This is a genomic window from Enterobacter sp. C4G1 (assembly GCF_052886895.1).
In genome coordinates this window covers 2282796-2302626 of the sequence record NZ_JBQVVV010000001.1, presented here as the reverse complement: position 1 = coordinate 2302626, position 19831 = coordinate 2282796, and the positions used below count along the sequence as shown (strand labels likewise).

The window sequence follows — 19831 nt, the reverse complement described above, 5'->3', positions numbered from 1 at the left end:
ACAGACTCCGTTATTGAATAAGCGGCTGCCAGAGCGTCATCAGCCCCTGTGTCAGCCCACCGCGCCAGCAAAGCGCATCATGTCCGCCGTCAACCTGACGCCAGTAAACCTGCTGCTGAGTGTGTTGTAGCTCGGCGTAAATCGCCTGATTTGCGTGGAAGATAAGCGGTTCGTTGCGCCCCGCCTCAAGGACAATGCGCAGCCCGCGTGCGGTTTTTTCACCCGCTTTAAGTTGTTCGATAAGCAGCCCGTCCTGCTGCGCACCACGGTGCGGCCACCAGTAGGAGCCAGACTGGCTGAGCACGCAGCCAAAACGCTGCGGCCAGTTAAGACCAGCATAAAGAGAAGAGAGCCCGCCAAAGCTTTGCCCTGCCACGACCGTGCGGTCGGCGCGGTCACTGAATGGCGCGGTGGTTTTCACCAGCGGGAGAAGTTCTTCCTGCACCGCCAGCCAGAAATCGGGGTTGCAGGGCAGCTCAACGCTGCGGTGAGCGGTGTCGATAACATCGATCAGGAGATAGACCGCCGGCGGCAATTTGCGCTCAGCCGTCAGTGACGCCAGTGCTGGCCATACGGGCAGGCTTTCGGCCCAAAACTGCCCGTCGAGCAACACCGCCAGCGGGCTGTCCGGGCTGGCATCACCAGTGGTGAAAATCCACACGCGGCGACGGTTGCGCAGCCGCTCGCTGTGCCATTCGATACAGACCGGCTGCCGGTAAGGGGTATCAGGGCGGTCCCAGCCAGGCTGAACCGGTGCTTCAGGCATTTCCAGCGCCGATACCGGATGTCCGCGCCCACCTCGCCAGCTCTGCGGATTCAGCGGATCGCACACCGCGTTGGGCAGCAGCTTGCGCCAGCCTTCACGCAGCGCCATGCGGTCAGGCTGCTCACCGTGAAATACCGCATCGGCAAAATCATGTTCGTTCTCAGAAGGGATAAAACAGTAGCTGCCGCGCCACTGCGGGCTGAACTCGCCCTGCCATTGCCAGATGTCGGTTCCGGGAAGGCGTTCGAGAGATTGCGGGCGGGCATTCTGATGGTGATCGGTAACGCCGGTGATATAGAGCCAGACGCGCTTCACCGCCGAAGATGCCTGTGTTCCTGCCGGGTCACGCCACCAGAATGTGACGCGATACCTCCCCTTTTCACACACCCATTCAGGGCCGTTTTTTGACTGCCACCAGGCATCACTTCCCGTTGTTAACGCCGTCACGCTTTTAACCTCATGTTTATCGTGTCTTTTTTTGTTACAAGACAAAATTTATTGATAATATTATTGATAACTATTTGCATTTGCAATAGCGTAGTGCCCGCGCTGTGGGAAGCGCGCTCATAAAATAAACATGCCACGCATTGTGTGCGCTCGAGGACAGGGCTGCTTATGCAAATGCGGGTGACAACATGCCGCCTCCTCTCCCTTTCGGGAACGGAGCCAGGGGATGCGGCGCGAAAAGCAGGACGTACAATGAATAAGAAGATTCACTCCCTGGCCTTGCTGGTCAACTTAGGGATTTACGGCGTCGCACTGCCAGCCCTGGCAGACGACAAAACCACCACCGCGCAGCACGAAGACACGATGGTGATCACCGCCGCTGAGCAGAATCTGCAAGCGCCTGGCGTATCGACCATTACGGCCGATCAAATCCGTAAAAATCCTCCCGCCCGCGACGTTGCCGAAATCATCCGTACTATGCCTGGTGTAAACCTGACCGGTAACTCCACCAGCGGCCAGCGCGGTAATAACCGTCAGATTGATATCCGTGGTATGGGCCCTGAAAACACCCTGATCCTGATCGATGGTAAGCCGGTTACCAGCCGTAACTCCATCCGTCTGGGCTGGCGTGGCGAGCGTGATACCCGTGGCGATACCGGCTGGGTTCCACCGGAAATGATCGAGCGTATCGACGTTATCCGTGGCCCGGCGGCAGCGCGTTACGGTAACGGTGCGGCAGGTGGTGTGGTAAACATCATCACCAAGAATTTCGACAACCAGTGGCATGGTTCCTGGAACACCTACCTGAATGCGCCAGAACATAAGGACGAAGGTTCGACCAAGCGTACCAACTTCAGCCTGAGCGGCCCGCTGGGCGGCGATTTCAGCTTCCGTATGTACGGTAACCTGGATAAAACCCAGGCCGATGCGCGGGATATCAACCAGGGTCATGAATCTGAACGTACCGGTGCTTATGCCGACACGCTGCCAGCAGGCCGTGAAGGGGTAGAAAACAAAGACATCAACGGCGTGGTGCGTTGGGACTTTGCGCCAATGCAGTCCCTGGAGTTTGAAGCGGGCTACAGCCGCCAGAACAACCTCTACGCGGGCGACACGCAGAACACCAACAACGACAACAGCTCCAACGGCCTGGTGAAGAAAAACTACGGTAAAGAGACTAACCGTATTTACCGCCAGAACTTTGCCGTGAGCTGGAACGGCGGCTGGGATAATGGCATCACCACCAGCAACTGGGCGCAGTATGAGCACACCCGTAACTCCCGTCTGGGCGAAGGGCTGGCAGGCGGTCTGGAAGGCTTGTTCAACAGCAATAAGTTCACCGACACCGACCTGTCTGACGTGATGCTGCACAGTGAAATCAACCTGCCGATTGATTTCCTGGTCAACCAGAACCTGACCCTGGGTACTGAGTGGAACCAGCAGCGGATGAAAGATTCCACCTCTAACACCCAGACTCAGCAAGGCGGTACGATCCCGGGCATGAGCAACGATCGTAGCCCATATTCATCGGCTGAGATCTTCTCCCTGTTCGCGGAAAACAACATGGAGTTGACCGACAGCACCATGCTGACCCCGGCGCTGCGTTTCGATCATCACACCATTGTGGGCAACAACTGGAGCCCGTCCCTGAACCTGTCGCAAGGCCTGGGCGATGATTTCACCCTGAAGATGGGTATTGCGCGTGCTTATAAAGCGCCAAGCCTGTACCAGACGAACCCGAACTACCTGTTGTACAGCAAAGGCCAGGGTTGCTATGCAAGCTCTGACGGCGTGGGCTGTTACATGATGGGTAACGACGACCTGAAAGCTGAAACCAGCATCAACAAAGAGATTGGTCTGGAGTGGAAACACAACGGCTGGCAGGCGGGTGTGACCTGGTTCCGCAACGACTACCGCGACAAGATTGAAGCGGGTTATGCGCCAATTGGCCATACCTCTTCCGGTAAAGTTCAGACCGATATCTACCAGTGGGAAAACGTTCCGAAAGCCGTGGTAGAAGGTCTGGAAGGCTCACTGAACGTACCGGTAAGCGATACGATCAACTGGACCAACAACATTACCTATATGCTGCAAAGCAAGAACAAGGAGACGGGCGATCGTCTGTCGATCATCCCAGAGTACACGCTGAACTCTACCCTGAGCTGGCAGGTACAAGAGGATGTGTCGCTGCAATCGACCTTCACCTGGTACGGCAAGCAGCAGCCGAAGAAATACAACTACAAAGGTCAGCCTGTTACCGGCTCTGAGAAAGATGAAGTCAGCCCGTACAGCATTGTTGGCCTGAGTGCGACCTGGGATGTGACCAAAAACGTCAGCCTGACTGGCGGCGTGGATAACGTCTTTGACAAGCGTCAGTGGCGTGCGGGTAATGCCCAGACCACGGGTAACACCACGACGGGTGCATATATGTACGGTGCGGGTGCGTACACGTATAATGAACCTGGCCGTACCTGGTATATGAGTGTGAATACGCACTTCTAAGCAAGGTAAAATCAAAACGGCAACCTCGGTTGCCGTTTTTTGTGTTTGCTCCCTCTCCCTGTGGGAGAGGGTCGGGGTGAGGGCATCAGGCCGCACAAACTCAAAAGGAATAACATGAAATCCACCCACACCACATTCCTTCTCGCCAGCCACACCGTCCATCACGTCACCTTCGATCCCACGACTTTCGCCGATGCCGATCTGCTCTGGCTCCCCCACCACACCCAACTGACCGATGCCGGACGCAAGCGCAAAGCCGACCACCTGGCAGGACGGATCGCCGCTGCACACGCGCTCAGCGCCCTGAATGACCGCACTATCCCGGCCATCGGTGCCAGCGGAGAGCCCATCTGGCCTGCGAATATTTCAGGTAGCATCACCCACAGCGGCACGCAGGCGATGGCGGTCGCCACCCGCAATCAACATGCTCTTATCGGCATCGATTGCGAAGCCATCCTCGCTGAAAGTGAAGCTCATGAAATCAAAGACGGGGTGATTGATACAGAGGAAGAGGCCGTGCTTTCCCGCTCAGGTTATCCTTTCGCCCTTGCCCTGACGCTTGCCTTCAGCGCCAAAGAGAGCCTGTTTAAAGCCCTCTTTCCTCAGGTACAGGAATACATGGGGTTTGACTGCGCGCGCGTGACCCAACTGGATAACAAGACGCTCGTTCTGGCGCTGACAAAAGACGCAGGGCCGTTTAGCAAAGGTAAGCCGTTCACCCTCGCCTGGAAGATGATTAACGCCCATATTTGCACGCTGTTGGTTGAGTAAAGCTCAACTTCCTCACCCTGCCCTCCCCCGATCATGAAGATAACTCATGTTGTATTGAAATTAAGTCGCTTTTCCTCATCCAGTGGCTCTGGCATAAATTATGCCATGTTAACTAATTCATAACATGAAAACGGCAACTGAGTAACTCAGCCCACGCAGGAATAGCCAGATAAGCGAACCGTTTTCATCTCAGAGCCCAGGATACACAGTACGATGAATAATAATTTTACATTTGCGATTAAACGCAGTGCTTTCGATGAAAATTATAACCCCTCTGAAAACACGCGTATTACGACCAACTTCGCTAATCTGGCCAGAGGGAAAAATCGTCAGGAGAATTTGCGCAACACGTTAGTGATGATTAACAATCGTTTTAATACGCTGGCGCACTGGGATAATCCTAAAGGCGATCGCTACTCGGTTGAACTGGATATTATCTCTGTTGAAATGAATATCGGCAGTGAAGGTAACAGCACGGTATTCCCGGCGATTGAAATATTGAAAACCAGCATTATTGATAAAAAAACCAACGAACGTATTGAAGGTATTGTCGGGAATAACTTCTCCTCTTACGTCCGTGATTATGACTTTAGCGTATTACTGTCCGAATATAATAAAAACCAGGCACAGTTCAGCATTCCTGAAAACTTTGGCGAGTTGCACGGGAATATCTTCAGGCATTTCGTCAACTCCAGTGAATACAAGGCCAACTTCAAAAAGTCACCGGTTATCTGCCTGAGCGTGTCAAGTAAAGACACCTATCATCAGACCGGCGTGCAGCACCCTGTTCTCGGCCTGGAGTACCAGCCAGACGGCACCTCTTTGACTGAACAATACTTCAATAAAATGGGGTTACAGGTTCGCTATTTCATGCCAAAAAATAGCGCAGCGCCTCTGGCATTCTTCTTTGCGGGTGATTTGCTGAGTGATTATTCTAACCTTGAACTGATCAGCACCATCAGCACTATGGAGACATTCCAGAAGATTTACCGACCTGAAATTTACAATGCCAACTCTGCGGCAGGCCAATGCTATCAGCCTGACCTGAATCACCAGGATCATTCATTAACCAAAATTGTTTATGACCGGGAAGAGCGGAGTCAGCTGGCTATTGAACAGGGAAAATATACCGAAGAGAACTTTATCAAACCTTACAAGACAATTCTTGAGCAATGGTCTGCTAATTACTCTCTTTGATTAACGAAATATAAAAGGTCATCCATTATGAAAATTTTACTTCCCACGTCGACGGCGGGCAGCTTACCTAAACCGTCCTGGCTTGCCCAACCAGAAACACTCTGGTCACCGTGGAAATTGCAAAATGAAGAGTTAATTCTGGGGAAACAGGATGCCCTGCGTTTGTCTCTGGATGATCAACTGCGTGCAGGCATCGATATTGTCAGCGACGGCGAACAGACGCGTCAGCATTTTGTCACCACGTTTATTGAACACCTCAGCGGCGTTGATTTTGAAAAACGCGAAACAGTCCGAATTCGTAATCGCTATGACGCGAGTGTTCCGACAGTTGTGGGTGCGGTCGCCCGTCAAAAACCCGTTTTTGTCGACGATGCCAAATACCTGCGCAAGCTCACCAACAAGCCGATTAAATGGGCGCTGCCCGGCCCGATGACGATGATCGATACGCTCTATGACGACCACTACAAGAGCCGCGAAAAGTTAGCCTGGGAATTCGCCAAAATACTCAACCAGGAAGCCAAAGAGCTTGAAGCTGCTGGCGTTGATATTATCCAGTTTGATGAGCCTGCCTTTAACGTGTTCTTTGATGAGGTGAATGACTGGGGCATTGCCGCGTTAGAGCGTGCCGTTGAAGGGCTTAAGTGTGAAACGGCAGTACATATCTGCTACGGATATGGCATCAAAGCCAATACCGACTGGAAAAAAACGCTGGGTTCTGAGTGGCGGCAGTACGAAGAAGCCTTCCCTAAACTGCAAACATCGAATATCGATATCATCTCGCTGGAGTGTCATAACTCCCGCGTGCCAATGGATCTGCTTGAACTGATCCGCGGCAAAAAAGTGATGGTGGGCGCCATCGACGTTGCAACGAATACCGTTGAAACACCAGAAGAGGTGGCCAGTACATTGCGAAAAGCGCTTCAGTTTGTCGATGCCGATAAGCTCTATCCATCCACCAACTGCGGCATGGCGCCGTTATCCCGCCAGGTTGCCCAGGGCAAACTCAATGCCTTAAGCGCCGGCTCAGAGCTGGTGCGTAAAGAGCTTCAGGCCTGATCGCACCGTCAACAATTTGTCCCTCTTTAAGCACCTGTCTCTGAGCAGGTGCTTTCGTTTTTACCTGATCTCCCTCTTTCCCGTCAGGATCGTGATCCTATTCTCCTTTTAAGAAATTAGCTGCCTAAACCGTAGACAGTTCGGAAAGGCGGCTTTATCGTTAAATTGAATAATAAATCATTATTGAATAAATATTCAATGTGGAGAAAAGCATGAAGATGACCTTTGTAAAAACCGCCCTGTTCGCTTCTATGATTGCCGCTTCCGGCTCGTTGTTTGCTGCTGAAAACGGTCTTATCGCGATAATTACCCCTTCTCACGACAACCCGTTCTTCAAGGCAGAAGCCGACGGCGCGGCAGCTAAAGCAAAAGAGCTTGGCTATACCGTGCTGGTGGCATCCCATGATGACGACGTGAACAAGCAAAACCAGCTGATTGAAACCGCCATTGCCCGTAAGGCCAAGGCCATCATCCTTGATAATGCTGGGGCAGATGCCACCGTCGGCCCGCTGGAGAAAGCCAAATCCGCAGGCGTACCAGCATTCCTTATCGATCGCGAAATCAATAAAACCGGTGTCGCCGTCGCCCAGATCGTGTCGAACAACTATCAGGGCGCACAACTGGGTGCCGAGAAGTTCGCGAAGCTGCTGAACGGCAAAGGTAAATACGTTGAGCTGCTGGGTCGCCAGTCCGACACCAACGCCCACGTCCGCTCACAGGGTTACCACGACGTACTGGATGATTACACCGACATGAAAATGGTGGCGCAGCAAACTGCCAACTGGAGCCAGACCGAAGCCTTCACCCGTATGGAAGCCATTTTGCAGACCAACCCCGACATCGTGGGCGTGATCTCCGGTAACGACACCATGGCGCTGGGTGCAGAAGCCGCTCTGAAAGCCGCTGGCAAACATAACGTCATCGTAGTCGGCTTCGACGGCAGCGACTACACCCGCGATTCCATCGTCAAAAACAGCAACATCAAAGCCACCGTGTTGCAGCCTGGCTGGCAACAGGCGCAGATGGCCGTTGAGCAGGCGGATTACTACCTGAAAAACGGCAAAGCGCAGAAGGAAGAGAAACAGCTGATGGATTGCGTGCTGATTGATGACACCAACGCCAGCAAGCTGAGCATGTTCAATCTCAGCAAATAAGCGGAGGCAATATGTCGTTAAAACAATGGGGCGCTGTGCTGATCGGGTGCGCCGCCCTGTTGCTGACGGCCTGCACGGTGGTGGATCTGGATGCGGACGGCAAGCCGATTATGCCTGCCGATCCGAACGCGAAAGCGAGCTTCGACAACCAGACACCCCAGCAGATCGCGCAACAAACCTGGCAGTCACGGGTACTGGATGCCGCGTCACAACACGCGCTGGATGCCAGTGCGCTGAGCACGCAGCTGAAAACGCCCTCTTCCACGCCGAAAAGTGTCTTTGTCCGGCTGACCGGCAAAATTGAGCGCGTGGATAACAGCAACGAACGCGAGCAAAAACTGGTGATGATGGTTAACGGTCAGCCGTTTGAGATCCAGAGCGGCCCGGTGATGCGGGGCAATGCCATTCGCGATGCGGCCGGTTTCCGCTTTGAAGAGTTCACCAATCAGGTGCAGTTTGCTCAGCTCTCTCGCGCCTTTAATCGCGAGGCAGTGACGCATCTGCCGAAAGTGGATGAAAGCTGGAACGGTAAAAACGCCAGCGTGACCTTCGCCACCACGATAACTGCAGGCAAAGCTGATGAAGCCGCCGCGCTGGAACTGAAACAGGAGACGCCGTGATGAGCGACATCCCGACTGACGACATTATCCTGCGCACGCGCGGCATTTCGATGCTCTTTCCTGGCACTGTCGCGCTGGATAACGTCGACTACCGCGTCTGGCGCGGCAAAGTGAACGTCATCATTGGCGAAAACGGTGCCGGAAAATCCACGCTGATGAAAATCCTCGCGGGCGTTCAGCAACCAAGCCTCGGTGAGATGTGGCTTAACGGCAAACAGGTTCATTTTGCCAATACCCGGGATGCCGCAGCACAGGGTATCGGCATGGTGCACCAGGAGTTGAACCTGTTTGAAAACCTGAACGTGGCAGAGAACATTTTCCTTGGCCGCGAGCGGCAAAAAGGGCTGATGCCGATTCAGGAAAGCGAACAGGAAGCGCACGCCGCCACGTTGCTAAAACGGCTCGATCAGCCGATTTCCCCACGCGAGCTGGTCGGCAATCTGAAAGTCGGGCAGCAGCAACTGATCGAGATTGCCAAAGCGCTGGCGGAAGATGCCGACATCCTGATCCTGGATGAGCCCACATCGGCGCTCAGCAAAACCGAAGTCGATATTCTGTTCCGCGTGATCCGCGAGCTGACCCACCAGGGCGTCTCCATCATCTATATCTCGCACCGCCTGGAAGAGCTCATGGCGATTGGGGATGTGATTACCATTCTGCGTGACGGTAAATTCCAGGCCGAAGCGCGGGTGGAAGATATCGACGTGCCCTGGATTGTGCGTGAAATGCTGGGCAGCGATCCGGTGAGCAACTTCCTCTCGCCGGGGCGGACGTTTGGCGCACCGGTGCTGGAAGCCGAGCATATCACCTGCGTTAACGCGGCAGGTAACTCGGTGGTGAACGATGTCAGCTTCCAGGTTCACGCGGGCGAAATCGTCGGGATTTATGGCCTGATGGGCGCAGGGCGCACTGAGCTGTTCGAGTGCATGTTGGGCACCCAGCGGAATTACCTCGGCAAGCTGTGGCTGGACAGCAAACCCGTGCCGCAGCGGCTCTCGACTGCCGACCGCATCCGCATGGGCATGAGCCTGGTACCGGAAGACCGCAAACGCACCGGGATTTTCCCCGGCTCATCGGTCGCCAGCAACCTGACCATTGCCAGCCTGTGGCGACGGCTACAACGCGGGTTAACCATCTCGCAAAAGGACGAGCAGGCGGTGGTGGCCTCCACCATTGGCAACCTGTCGATCAAAGTCTCATCACCTGAAGTCGAAATTCAGGCGCTGAGCGGCGGTAACCAGCAAAAAGTGGTGATAGGCCGCTCGCTGCTGACGGACCCGAAAGTGCTGTTCCTGGACGAACCCACGCGGGGCATCGACGTCGGGGCGAAAGCCGACGTGTTCCGCATGATGGTGGAGCTTTCAAAACGCGGGATTGCGGTGGTCTTTTCCACCTCGGATTTAAAAGAAATTATGGCGGTATCTGACCGCATTCTGGTGATGTCCGGCGGCAAACTCACCGCCGATATCGTTCGCGATCGGGCCGAAGAATCGGCACTGGTAACGGCAAGTGCTCAGGGGTTCTGATATGAAAACTACACAGTCTGTCGCGCTGGCACCGCAAAAAGGGGCTGCGCTTTCCCGGGAAAATGTCCTGCTTCTGCTGCTCAAAATGCGCACCTTTATTGCGCTGTTCCTGATTGTCGGCTTCTTTACCATTACCGTGCCAGGCTTCCTCTCTGCGGGCAGCCTGGTGATCATGATTAAACACATCGCGATCAATGCGTTCCTGGCGCTGGGGATCACCTTTGTGATCATTACCGCCGGGATTGACCTGTCGATTGGTGCCACGCTTGGCCTGTGCGGCATGGTCGCCGGCTGGCTAATCACCAAAGGCATTGTTCTGCCGATGTTTGGCATTGCCATCTTCCCGAGCGTCTGGGTGATTGTCCCCATCGTGCTGCTGATTGGAGCGCTGATTGGGGCGGTGAACGGCTGGATCATCACCCGCTACAACGTGGCGCCGTTCATCTGCACCCTGGGCACCATGTACGTGCTGCGCGGCACGGCGATGCTAACCTCCGACGGGCAAACCTTCCCCGGCCTTGCCGGTAACCCGCAGCTGGGCAATACCGGCTTTGACGAGATTGGCGCGGGCACACTGCTCGGCATTCCGTGGGCCATCTGGATGATGATCGTGCTGGCCGTGGTAATTGCCTATATCGCCCGCCGCCTGCCGTTTGGCCGCCACGTGTACGCCATCGGCGATAACGAGCGTGCAGCGGAGCTTTCCGGCGTGAAGGTGAAACAGGTGAAAGTGCTGGTGTATACCCTCTCCGGCCTGTGCGCGGCCATTGCCGGGATTGTGGTTTCGGCTCAGCTTCTGGCCAGCCACCCGGCGAACGGCACAGCCTTTGAGATGAACGCCATCGCCGCCGTGGTGCTTGGCGGGACGTCGCTGGCGGGCGGACGCGGGACCATTCTCGGCACCCTGATTGGCGCTTTTGTGATTGGCTTCCTGGCTGATGGGCTGGTGATGATGGGCGTGAGTGAGTTCTGGCAAATGGTGATTAAAGGGATTGTGATTATCGTGGCGGTCATTATCGACCAGATGCAAAACCGGATGCAGCAGAAAGCGGCGGTGGTGGCGCAGAAGGCGGTAATGGAAGGGAAATAGCGATTAAATGTGTAGGCCGGGTAAGGCGCAGCCGCCACCCGGCAAAACTTACACTTCCGCTTTCAACAAACTCCTTGCCGTCGGGTAATCGGTGATTAACACATCGATATAGTCCCCTTCCAGCGCCCCGCGAATAGCGTTGCGCTTCTCTGGCCCACCCGCCAGGGCAATCACCTGCGGACAGGCGCGGATCTGGGAAAGCTCCATGCCAATCACCGGATCTTCTTCGTGGCTCAGCACCTGCTTGCCCTGCGCATCATAGTAATGCAGGCAGATATCCCCTACCGCACCGCGCTCAGACAGCAACCTGAGCATATCTTCGTTGTAGTAGTTCCCGGAGTTTTTCAGCAGCTGGGACGGCTCCAGCTCGCCAATCCCCACAATCGCTACATCCACTTCGGCAAATTTACTGACCACTGCCGCCACGTCCGGGCTGCCCACCAGCCGGGCGCGCTCTTCAACGGAGTGCTCAATACTTTGCGACGGTAACAGCCACGCCGGACAGTCCAGATGCGCCGCCAGCTGTTGCGTCAGGATAGTCGCCTGCACGTTACCGTTTGGCCCGACACCGCCCAAAAGCTGGATAACCCCTGCGGCGCTGATATTCTGTGGATGCATCTCATCCACCATGCAACGGATGGTGCTACTCCAGGAGGAAATTCCCACCAGATCGTCAGGGCGCAGGCGCGTTTCAACATAGTGCGCTGCCGCACTGCCAATCGCGTGTTTCACCTGTGCGTTAGTCGGGTTGTCCCCCACATCCACCACAATGGCCTGGCGAATGCCGTACTGCTCTTCCAGCGCCTTCTCCAGCGACACAAAAATATTGGTCGGCTGGACGACGGTGATTTTGACCAGCCCCTCTTTCTGGCAGCGCGTTAAGGCACGTGATACAAAAGACTGTGAGAGGTGCAGCAGCGAGGCAATCTCGGACTGTTTTTTATTTTCGCTGTAGTAAAGCGTGGCAATCTTCACCAGCAACCGTTGTTCATCCTGCTTTGACATGGCGTTCCCCCTGATTTCATACCTGTATTTTTATTCATTGATGAATAGATAACAAGGGAACGCGCCTTTCCTGAAGAGATCCGAATGTGATCGTTTTCGCTTTTTTTGCAAAGAGCCCGTTCGGGGCGTAGACAAACCCTGAATCCGGGCATATCTTATCATCATGAATAATAAATCAGCATTGAATATATATTCAATGACGTAAAAAACCCCGTGTCAGACGGGCTCTTTCTTACCCTGCTGGAATAATTATTCATTACAGATTATAAATTCAGGAGGTGTTTTATGAATCCGTTTTCGCTCTCCGTTGTGGAGCTCGAAAAAAAGGCACGCTCGATTCGTCGGCGGATCATCGTGCTGAATGCTGAAAGCCCCGCTGGTGGTCACACCGGTGCAGATCTCTCTCAGGTTGAGCTGCTCACCGCGCTCTATTTCCGCATTCTCCACTGCTCGCCGCAGCTGAAGGACAGCGACGAACGCGATATCTATATCCAGTCCAAAGGTCATGCGGTGGGCGGTTACTATTGCGTGCTCGCCGAAGCTGGCTTTATCCCACTGGAGTGGCTTGCCACTTATCAGCACGCAGATTCTCACCTGCCGGGTCATCCGGTGAAACACAAAACCCCGGGCATTGAGCTGAATACTGGCGCACTCGGCCATGGCCTGCCGGTTGCGGTGGGCATCGCCCTGGCCGCGAAACGCAATAACAGCAAGCGCCGGGTCTTTGTGGTGACCGGTGACGGCGAGCTGGCGGAAGGCAGTAACTGGGAAGCGGCGCTGGTTGCCGCCCACTATCAGCTGGATAACCTGGTCATCATTAACGACAAAAACAACCTGCAACTCGCGGGCTCAACCAAAGAGATCCTCAACACCGATCCGCTGGATGAGAAGTGGCGCGCGTTTGGCATGGAAGTGACCGAATGCAGCGGCAATAACATGGCTGATGTGGTGGCGACGCTGGAAGGATTACAGCCAAACGGGAAGCCGCACGTGGTGATCGCCCACACAACGAAAGGCGCCGGGATCTCCTTTATTCAGGGCCGCCCGGAGTGGCACCACCGTGTGCCAAAAGGCGAAGAAGTTGAACTGGCGCTGGAGGAACTGAAAGATGAGTAATAGCGAACATCTCGCCACCGTAATGGTAGATGCCTTTATCGATGCGGTCGACAGAGGGCTGGATCTGGTTCCCGTGGTTGCAGATTCCACCTCTACTGCCAAAATTTCGCCGTTTATCAAGCGTTTCCCTGGCAGGCTGGTGAACGTCGGGATCGCCGAGCAGACCCTTGTCGGCACTGCCGCCGGGCTGGCGATTGGCGGCAAGATTGCGGTCACCTGTAATGCCGCACCGTTTTTGATCTCCCGAGCCAACGAGCAAATCAAAGTCGATATTTGCTACAACAACACCAATGTCAAACTGTTTGGCCTGAATGCCGGTGCCAGCTACGGCCCTCTCGCCAGTACCCACCACAGCATTGACGATATCGCCATCATGCGCGGTTTTGGCAATATCGAAATTTATGCTCCGTCAAGCCCGGCAGAGTGTCGTCAGATTATCGACTACGCCCTGGATCACGTCGGCCCGGTCTATATCCGTCTTGACGGCAAAGCACTGCCGGAACTGCACGATGAAAGCTACCGTTTTACACCGGGCAACATCGACGTGGTGCGTGCGGGCCATGACGTAGCGCTGGTTGCAATGGGCTCGACCGTACATGAAATAGTGGAAGCGGCCGCACAACTCGCCGCAGAAGGTATTGACGCCAGTGTTATCAGTGTTCCATCTATTCGTCCTTGTGATACCAAAGCGTTGCTGGCGGCCATCAAACCGTGCAAAGCCGTGGTGACGGTAGAAGAGCACAATGTGAACGGTGGCGTTGGCAGCCTGGTGGCGGAAGTGCTGGCCGAAGCCGGGTGCGCTATCCCGCTGCGCCGTTTAGGTATCCCTGACGGGCAATACGCGATTGCGGCCGACCGCGCCTCGACGCGCGCGCGCCACGAAATAGATGCAGCAGGCGTTATCAGACACGCCCGGGAACTGCACGTAAAACAGGCATCCTGAAAAATAAAAACAACATCTTACTGGAGAGAACGCAATGTCCCGAATTCCTCAACAACTCACCATGGGCGTGATTATCGGTAACCGGGGATTTTTCCCAAGCTACCTGGTCGCAGAAGCGCGTGAACAGGCCATCGCGCTGTTTGGCCGTCTTGGCATCAACACCATTATGCTCGACCCGAGCCAGACGGAGCTTGGCGGGGTTGAAACCCGTCAGGACGCAAAAGTCTGTGCCGATCTGTTCCGCGCCCATCGCGATGCCATTCACGGTGTGGTGGTTCTGCTGCCTAACTTTGGTGACGAAAAAGCGATTGCCGAAACCCTGCGCCTTTCCGGCCTGAACGTGCCGGTACTGGTGCAGGCCGAAGAAGATAATCTCGACAAAATGGGCCTCGCCACCCGCCGCGACAGCTTCTGCGGCAAGATCTCACTGTGCAATAACCTGCGCCAGTACGGCATCCCGTTCACCCTGACGACCCAGCACGTCTGCGCGCTCAGCGGTGAAGTCTTCGAGCAGGATCTCCGTCGTTTTGAGCAAGTCTGCCGCGTGGTGAGCAGTATGCGGGGTGTGCGTGTCGGGGCCATTGGTGCGCGTCCGGCGGGCTTTAACACCGTACGCTACAGCGAGAAGTTGCTGGAACGGCTGGGCATTGCCGTGGAAACGCTCGATCTGTCTGAAGTCTTTACCCGCATTAAACTGCTGCGTGATGACGATATCCGCGTCGATGAAAAACGCCGACTGTTGCTCGATAACGCCGATGCCAGCGGCATTCCGGCAGACAAACTGGTCATGATGGCAAAACTGTTTGTAGTGCTGAGCGAATGGATTGTCGCCAACGACATCGACACCACCGCAATCCAGTGCTGGACGTCATTGCAGGAAAACCTCGGGATTAACGTTTGCTCGATCATGAGCGTAATGTCCGGCCAGCTGATGCCAAGCGCCTGCGAAGTGGACGTGATGGGCGCACTCTCCATGTATGCCCTCGCCAGCAGCAACCTGAACCCGGCCTCCATTGCCGACTGGAACAACAACTTTGGCGACGATCGCGACAAGTGCGTGCTGTTCCACTGCGGTAACTTCGCCGCCGCCAGCCTGGAAACCCCGCACATGGGCACGGCCGACATCATCGGCACCACCGTGGGCAAAGAGAACACCTGCGGCGCGGTACATGGCCGCCTGAAAAGTGGCCCGCTGACCTACTTCCGCCTGAGCACTGACGACCTGACCGGTGAAATCAAAGCCTACGTGGGCGAAGGCTGTTCGGTGGACGATCCGCTGGATACTGTTGGGTGTCGCGCGGTTATCCAGGTTCCGCATCTGGAAAATCTGCTGTCGTGGATCTGCCGCAACGGATTTGAGCATCACGTTGCCATGAACCACTCCTCCAGCGCAGAGATCCTCAACGAAGCGTTCACCCGCTATCTTGGCGTGTCGACCTATCTCCACCAGTAAGGCCGGAGGCCGCTATGTCGGTGAACAAGGATATTATTATTGCCCTTGATGAGGGCACTACAAACGCGAAAGCCGTGGCCTTTGATGGTAGCGGCACTATCGTGGCCCGCTTCTCGCGCACACTGGAGATCCAGACCCCGCGTGAGGGATGGGTGGAGCAATCCGCAGAGTTGCTGCTTGCAGCATCGCTGGATGTCATCTCTCGCGCCATCGGAGCCGTTGGCGCAGAACGCGTGTCGGCGTTAGCCATCAGCAACCAGCGTGAAACCGTGGTGGGCTGGTATCGGGCAACAGGGCGGCCCATTGCCCCGGCCCTGAGCTGGCAGTGTTCCCGCACCTCTGCGTTTTGCCACGCGCTGCGCGAGAATGGTCACGAGCAGCAGATCAAAGCCGTCACCGGCCTGCCGGTGGCACCACTATTTTCTGCCTCCAAAATGCGCTGGCTGCTGGATAACACTGCTGACGGTTTGGCCCTTGCTGAACAGGGGGAGATTTGTCTTGGCACCGTCGACAGCTGGCTGCTGTGGCAGCTCACACAGGGCGAGAGTTTTTACTGCGATCACGCCAACGCGTCGCGCACGCAGCTGATGAACCTGCAAACGGGTGACTGGGATGCGGACATGCTCGCGTTGTTTGGCATCCCGCGCGAAGCCCTGCCTGCCATTAAACCGTCGAGCGGCCTGTTTGGCACGACATCGGGCTGGACATCCATTCCTGACGGCATTCCGGTGCTGGCCATGATTGGCGATTCCCACGCCGCGCTGTTCGCTCATGGATTGGGGGCGGAAGGCTGCGTGAAAGCCACTTACGGAACGGGATCGTCTGTGATGGCTCCGGTGATGTCTGCCGATTGCGACGTGACATCGCTTGCCACCACGGTGGCCTGGCACGACGGGAACACGCTGGTGTACGGTCTTGAGGGAAATATTCCACACACCGGAGATGCGGTGGCGTGGATGGCCGACAGCACGGGGCTGAGCGAACTTCCGCCGCAGGAGCTGGCGCAGGCGCTGAACGACTTGCCCCGCACGGTCGATTCAACCCTGGGGGTGTTTTTCGTTCCGGCGCTGACCGGGCTTGGCGCGCCCTGGTGGGATGAAAACGCGCGCGGGCTGATCCACGGATTAAGTCGCGGCGTGAAACGTGCGCACTTGATCCGCGCCGCGCTGGAGTCGATTACCTACCAGATTGCCGACGTGATAACCGCGATGCGCGCCCATCAGGGTTTTACGCTCAGTGCGCTAATGGTGGACGGCGGGCCAACCAAAAATGACTGGCTGATGCAGTACCAGGCCGACCTGCTTGGCTGCCCGGTGATGCGTAGCGACGTGGCAGAGCTTTCCGCCACCGGCGCGGCACTGCTGGCGCGCAAGGCGTTGATGAATCTGACGACGGCACAGCTTCGCCAGTATCTGCCGGAACACGTGACATTTGCACCGGATATGGCGCGACATGTGCGGTTGCAGCATCGCTGGCAGGCGTGGCAGCACGCCGTGGCGCTGGCGAGAAAGTAAAAACGAAACGGCAACATTGGTTGCCGTTTTTCATTTTTATGATCCTTAAACGATGAAATTATTCTGGTTAAATAAGAGAGTTACAGCGCTGTCGTGTTCCGGCTGAAAATCACCCGCGATACTCGTCCAGCCGTTTCACCTGCCGCCCTTCCTCGTCAAAATTCTCCGGTGCCAGCCACGCGCGCAACTGCGCATCACGCGCTGACCATTCGCTATCAATAATAGAAAGCATGTCGCTATCGCGGTTGCGCCCCTTGCGCACTAGCTTCTGTCGTAGCCGCCCTTCCCAGATAAACCCCAGACGCTCTGCGGCATTGCGCGATGCCACGTTCATCGAATCGCACTTCCATTCCAGGCGGCGATAGCCGCGCTCAAAGGCATTTTTCAGCAGCAGCCACACCGTCTCGGTGCCAATCCGGGAGCCTTTCATCTTTCGCGACCAGGTGACGTGGCCGATTTCTACCGACCCCATCAGCCGTTCAATCGCCATATAGCTCACCAGCCCCACCGCATGGTCGGTGCGTGAGTCGATAACCGCGTAGGGCACCAGCGCATCATCCATTACTTTACCGAGCACCCAGTGCGATGTCTCTTCAACCGTTGCGGGCTGTGTGCTGGCAAGCCACGTCCAGTCGCTGTCATCCCCCAGCGCATAAGCATCAAAGAGATCGGCGGCATGCCGCTCTTGGTCCAACGGTTCAAGACGGCAATAGCGCCCCACCAGCGGTGTACGGGTCAGGACGCTCGCGCCTTTCCAGTCGGGAACGGTATCGTTAACGGTCTGACCATGTTGATTGATTTCCGGCACAGGGATGACTCCTTGAAAGGTAAGGATTTTGTTATAGCAGGTTCAAAAGCGGCGGAAAAGCGTTCGGGCTAATAGCCAATATGAATGCGTTATATCCTGAAGGCATAAGCAAAGCAGAATTTAAACTTTGCGGAAAACGTCAGTCAGCCTAACGTAGCGGTGCATAAAACAATCACAATAATGACTTTCCAGGGATCGCTATGACAAAAAAATTGCTGCCGTTACTGGTACTGGCCGTGCTCTCTGCCACTGCCAACGCCGCCACACCACCTAACACGCTGGTTGTCGCACAAGGTCTTGATGACATTGTGAGTCTCGACCCGGCAGAAGCCAACGAACTTTCCAGCATCCAGACCGTACCAAGCCTGTATCAGCGTCTGGTGCAGCCAGACCGCTCTAACCCGGAAAAAATCACCCCGATTCTGGCCGAAAGCTGGCAGGCCGATGCGGCAGCAAAAACCCTGACCATCAAACTTAAGCCTGATGCGAAATTTGCCTCCGGCAACCCGCTGCGCCCGGAAGATGTGATCTTCTCGTATACCCGTGCCGTAACCCTGAACAAATCCCCGGCGTTTATCCTTAACGTGCTGGGCTGGGACGCGAGCAACATCGAAAGCCAGCTGAAGAAAGTGGATGACCACACGCTCACCCTGCACTGGACGGCGGACGTCAGCCCGTCCGTGGCGCTGAATATCCTCTCCACGCCGATTGCCTCTATCGTTGATCAGAAACTGGTGTCTGCGAATGTGAAGGATAACGACTTCGGCAATGCCTGGCTGAAAATGCACTCTGCGGGCAGCGGCGCGTTTAAAATGCGTGTCTACCAGCCGCATCAGGCCATCGTACTGGAAGCCAACGAAACCGCCCCTGGCAGTGCGCCGAAGCTTAAAAGCATCATCATTAAAAACGTCCCCGACCCGGCTTCCCGCCGCCTGCTGATCCAGCAGGGTGATGCGGATGTCGCCCGCGATCTGGGCGCTGACCAGATCAGCGCGCTGGAAGGCAAATCCGGCGTGAAGGTACTGAGCATTCCGTCTGCCGAGCAAAACTACCTGGTGTTTAACACCGGCAACAGCGCCAACCCGCTGCTGAACAACCCGGCGTTCTGGGAAGCGTCTCGCTGGCTGGTGGATTATGACGGCATCACCAAAGACCTGCTGAAAGGCCAGTATTTTGTTCACCAGAGCTTCCTGCCGGTGGGTCTGCCGGGGGCGCTGGAAGACAATCCATTTAAGTTTGATCCGGCAAAAGCGAAAGAAATTCTTGCTAAAGCGGGCATCAAGGATGCGCACTTCACGCTGGACGTGGAGAACAAGCCGCCATTTATCACCATCGCCCAATCCATGCAGGCCAGTTTTGCCCAGGGCGGCGTGAAGGTAGATCTGCTGCCAGCCGCCGGTAGTCAGGTCTATGCCCGCGTACGTGCTAAACAGCATCAGGCGGCGATCCGTCTGTGGATCCCGGACTATTTCGATGCGCACTCTAACGCCAGTGCATTCGCCTGGAACGATGGTAAATCCAGCACCGTGGCGGGCCTGAACGGTTGGAAAATCCCTGAGCTGAATAAAGCCACGCTGGCCGCGGTTGCCGAGCCTGACCCGGCGAAGCGCCTGGATCTGTACAAGAAGATGCAGGAAGAGTTGCAGCATAACTCGCCGTACGTGTTCGTCGATCAGGGTAAAACCCAGATTGTGGTGCGCGATAACGTGAAGGGTTATCAGCAGGGGCTGAACGCGGATATGGTCTGGTACGACAACGTCACGAAGTAATCTGCCCTTGTTGCCGGGGGGCGGCTTCGCTTACCCGGCCTACGTTCTCGGTTTTTGTAGGCCGGGTAAGGCGACGCCGCCACCCGGCATGAAG

At 55.7% G+C, this 19831-nt stretch carries 16 protein-coding genes; 13 read left to right on the top strand and 3 right to left on the bottom strand.

Annotated features, from left to right (window positions below; all coding sequences use genetic code 11):
- Positions 1 to 10: 10 nt before the first annotated feature.
- Entirely contained in the window at positions 11 to 1258 is a 1248-nt protein-coding gene (gene fes, locus ACT9TW_RS11020) for an enterochelin esterase (RefSeq protein ID WP_446492377.1), read from the bottom strand.
- Between the two features lie 207 nt (positions 1259 to 1465).
- On the opposite strand from fes, the gene ACT9TW_RS11015 reads away from it, so the two are divergent.
- From ACT9TW_RS11015 to ACT9TW_RS10980, 8 genes are all read left to right on the top strand, one after another.
- Positions 1466 to 3715 carry a TonB-dependent siderophore receptor gene (locus ACT9TW_RS11015; RefSeq protein ID WP_182059963.1) on the top strand — a complete coding sequence of 750 codons (2250 nt, stop codon included), beginning with the start codon at positions 1466 to 1468 and terminating at the stop codon, positions 3713 to 3715.
- Positions 3716 to 3829: 114 nt separating this feature from the next.
- Positions 3830 to 4486 (top strand): enterobactin synthase subunit EntD, encoded by a 657-nt coding sequence (gene entD, locus ACT9TW_RS11010; protein WP_446492376.1) that lies wholly within the window; start codon positions 3830 to 3832, stop codon positions 4484 to 4486.
- A 213-nt stretch (positions 4487 to 4699) separates the two neighbouring features.
- Positions 4700 to 5683 (top strand): DUF1852 domain-containing protein, encoded by a 984-nt coding sequence (locus tag ACT9TW_RS11005; protein ID WP_446492375.1) that lies wholly within the window; start codon positions 4700 to 4702, stop codon positions 5681 to 5683.
- Positions 5684 to 5710: 27 nt separating this feature from the next.
- On the top strand, positions 5711 to 6739 hold the full coding sequence (locus ACT9TW_RS11000) for a methionine synthase (protein ID WP_446492374.1): 1029 nt from the start codon (positions 5711 to 5713) through the stop codon (positions 6737 to 6739).
- A gap of 212 nt (positions 6740 to 6951) precedes the next feature.
- Complete coding sequence (locus tag ACT9TW_RS10995; RefSeq protein ID WP_182059959.1) at positions 6952 to 7893, top strand: D-ribose ABC transporter substrate-binding protein; 942 nt, start codon at positions 6952 to 6954, stop codon at positions 7891 to 7893.
- Positions 7894 to 7904: 11 nt separating this feature from the next.
- Positions 7905 to 8513 (top strand): DUF2291 family protein, encoded by a 609-nt coding sequence (locus ACT9TW_RS10990; RefSeq protein WP_182059958.1) that lies wholly within the window; start codon positions 7905 to 7907, stop codon positions 8511 to 8513.
- Positions 8513 to 10039: a sugar ABC transporter ATP-binding protein gene (locus ACT9TW_RS10985; RefSeq protein WP_182059957.1), complete on the top strand. Its 1527-nt coding sequence runs from the start codon at positions 8513 to 8515 to the stop codon at positions 10037 to 10039. The genes ACT9TW_RS10990 and ACT9TW_RS10985 overlap by 1 nt, the downstream gene beginning before the upstream one ends.
- 1 nt (position 10040) lies before the next feature.
- On the top strand, positions 10041 to 11129 hold the full coding sequence (locus tag ACT9TW_RS10980) for an ABC transporter permease (protein ID WP_446492373.1): 1089 nt from the start codon (positions 10041 to 10043) through the stop codon (positions 11127 to 11129).
- Positions 11130 to 11177: 48 nt separating this feature from the next.
- On the opposite strand, the gene ACT9TW_RS10975 is transcribed toward ACT9TW_RS10980, so the two are convergent.
- Entirely contained in the window at positions 11178 to 12134 is a 957-nt protein-coding gene (locus tag ACT9TW_RS10975) for a sugar-binding transcriptional regulator (RefSeq protein ID WP_182059955.1), read from the bottom strand.
- Between the two features lie 285 nt (positions 12135 to 12419).
- Between ACT9TW_RS10975 and ACT9TW_RS10970 the strand changes: the two genes are divergently transcribed.
- The 4 genes from ACT9TW_RS10970 to ACT9TW_RS10955 are packed head-to-tail and all read left to right on the top strand — an operon-like array spanning position 12420 to position 17160.
- The gene (locus ACT9TW_RS10970; RefSeq protein WP_446492372.1) at positions 12420 to 13250 is read left to right on the top strand and encodes a transketolase; all 831 of its coding nucleotides are present in this window, start codon (positions 12420 to 12422) and stop codon (positions 13248 to 13250) included.
- Entirely contained in the window at positions 13243 to 14193 is a 951-nt protein-coding gene (locus ACT9TW_RS10965) for a transketolase family protein (RefSeq protein WP_446492371.1), read from the top strand. Before ACT9TW_RS10970 ends, ACT9TW_RS10965 begins: the two co-directional genes overlap by 8 nt.
- A 34-nt stretch (positions 14194 to 14227) precedes the next feature.
- The gene (locus tag ACT9TW_RS10960; protein ID WP_446492370.1) at positions 14228 to 15646 is read left to right on the top strand and encodes an L-fucose/L-arabinose isomerase family protein; all 1419 of its coding nucleotides are present in this window, start codon (positions 14228 to 14230) and stop codon (positions 15644 to 15646) included.
- 14 nt (positions 15647 to 15660) lie between these two features.
- Entirely contained in the window at positions 15661 to 17160 is a 1500-nt protein-coding gene (locus ACT9TW_RS10955; RefSeq protein WP_446492369.1) for an FGGY family carbohydrate kinase, read from the top strand.
- 109 nt (positions 17161 to 17269) lie between these two features.
- On the opposite strand, the gene ACT9TW_RS10950 is transcribed toward ACT9TW_RS10955, so the two are convergent.
- Positions 17270 to 17968, bottom strand: coding sequence for a GNAT family N-acetyltransferase (locus tag ACT9TW_RS10950; RefSeq protein ID WP_446492368.1), 699 nt, complete (start codon positions 17966 to 17968; stop codon positions 17270 to 17272).
- A gap of 200 nt (positions 17969 to 18168) precedes the next feature.
- On the opposite strand from ACT9TW_RS10950, the gene ACT9TW_RS10945 reads away from it, so the two are divergent.
- Positions 18169 to 19737: an ABC transporter substrate-binding protein gene (locus ACT9TW_RS10945; protein ID WP_446492367.1), complete on the top strand. Its 1569-nt coding sequence runs from the start codon at positions 18169 to 18171 to the stop codon at positions 19735 to 19737.
- Positions 19738 to 19831 lie beyond the last annotated feature (94 nt).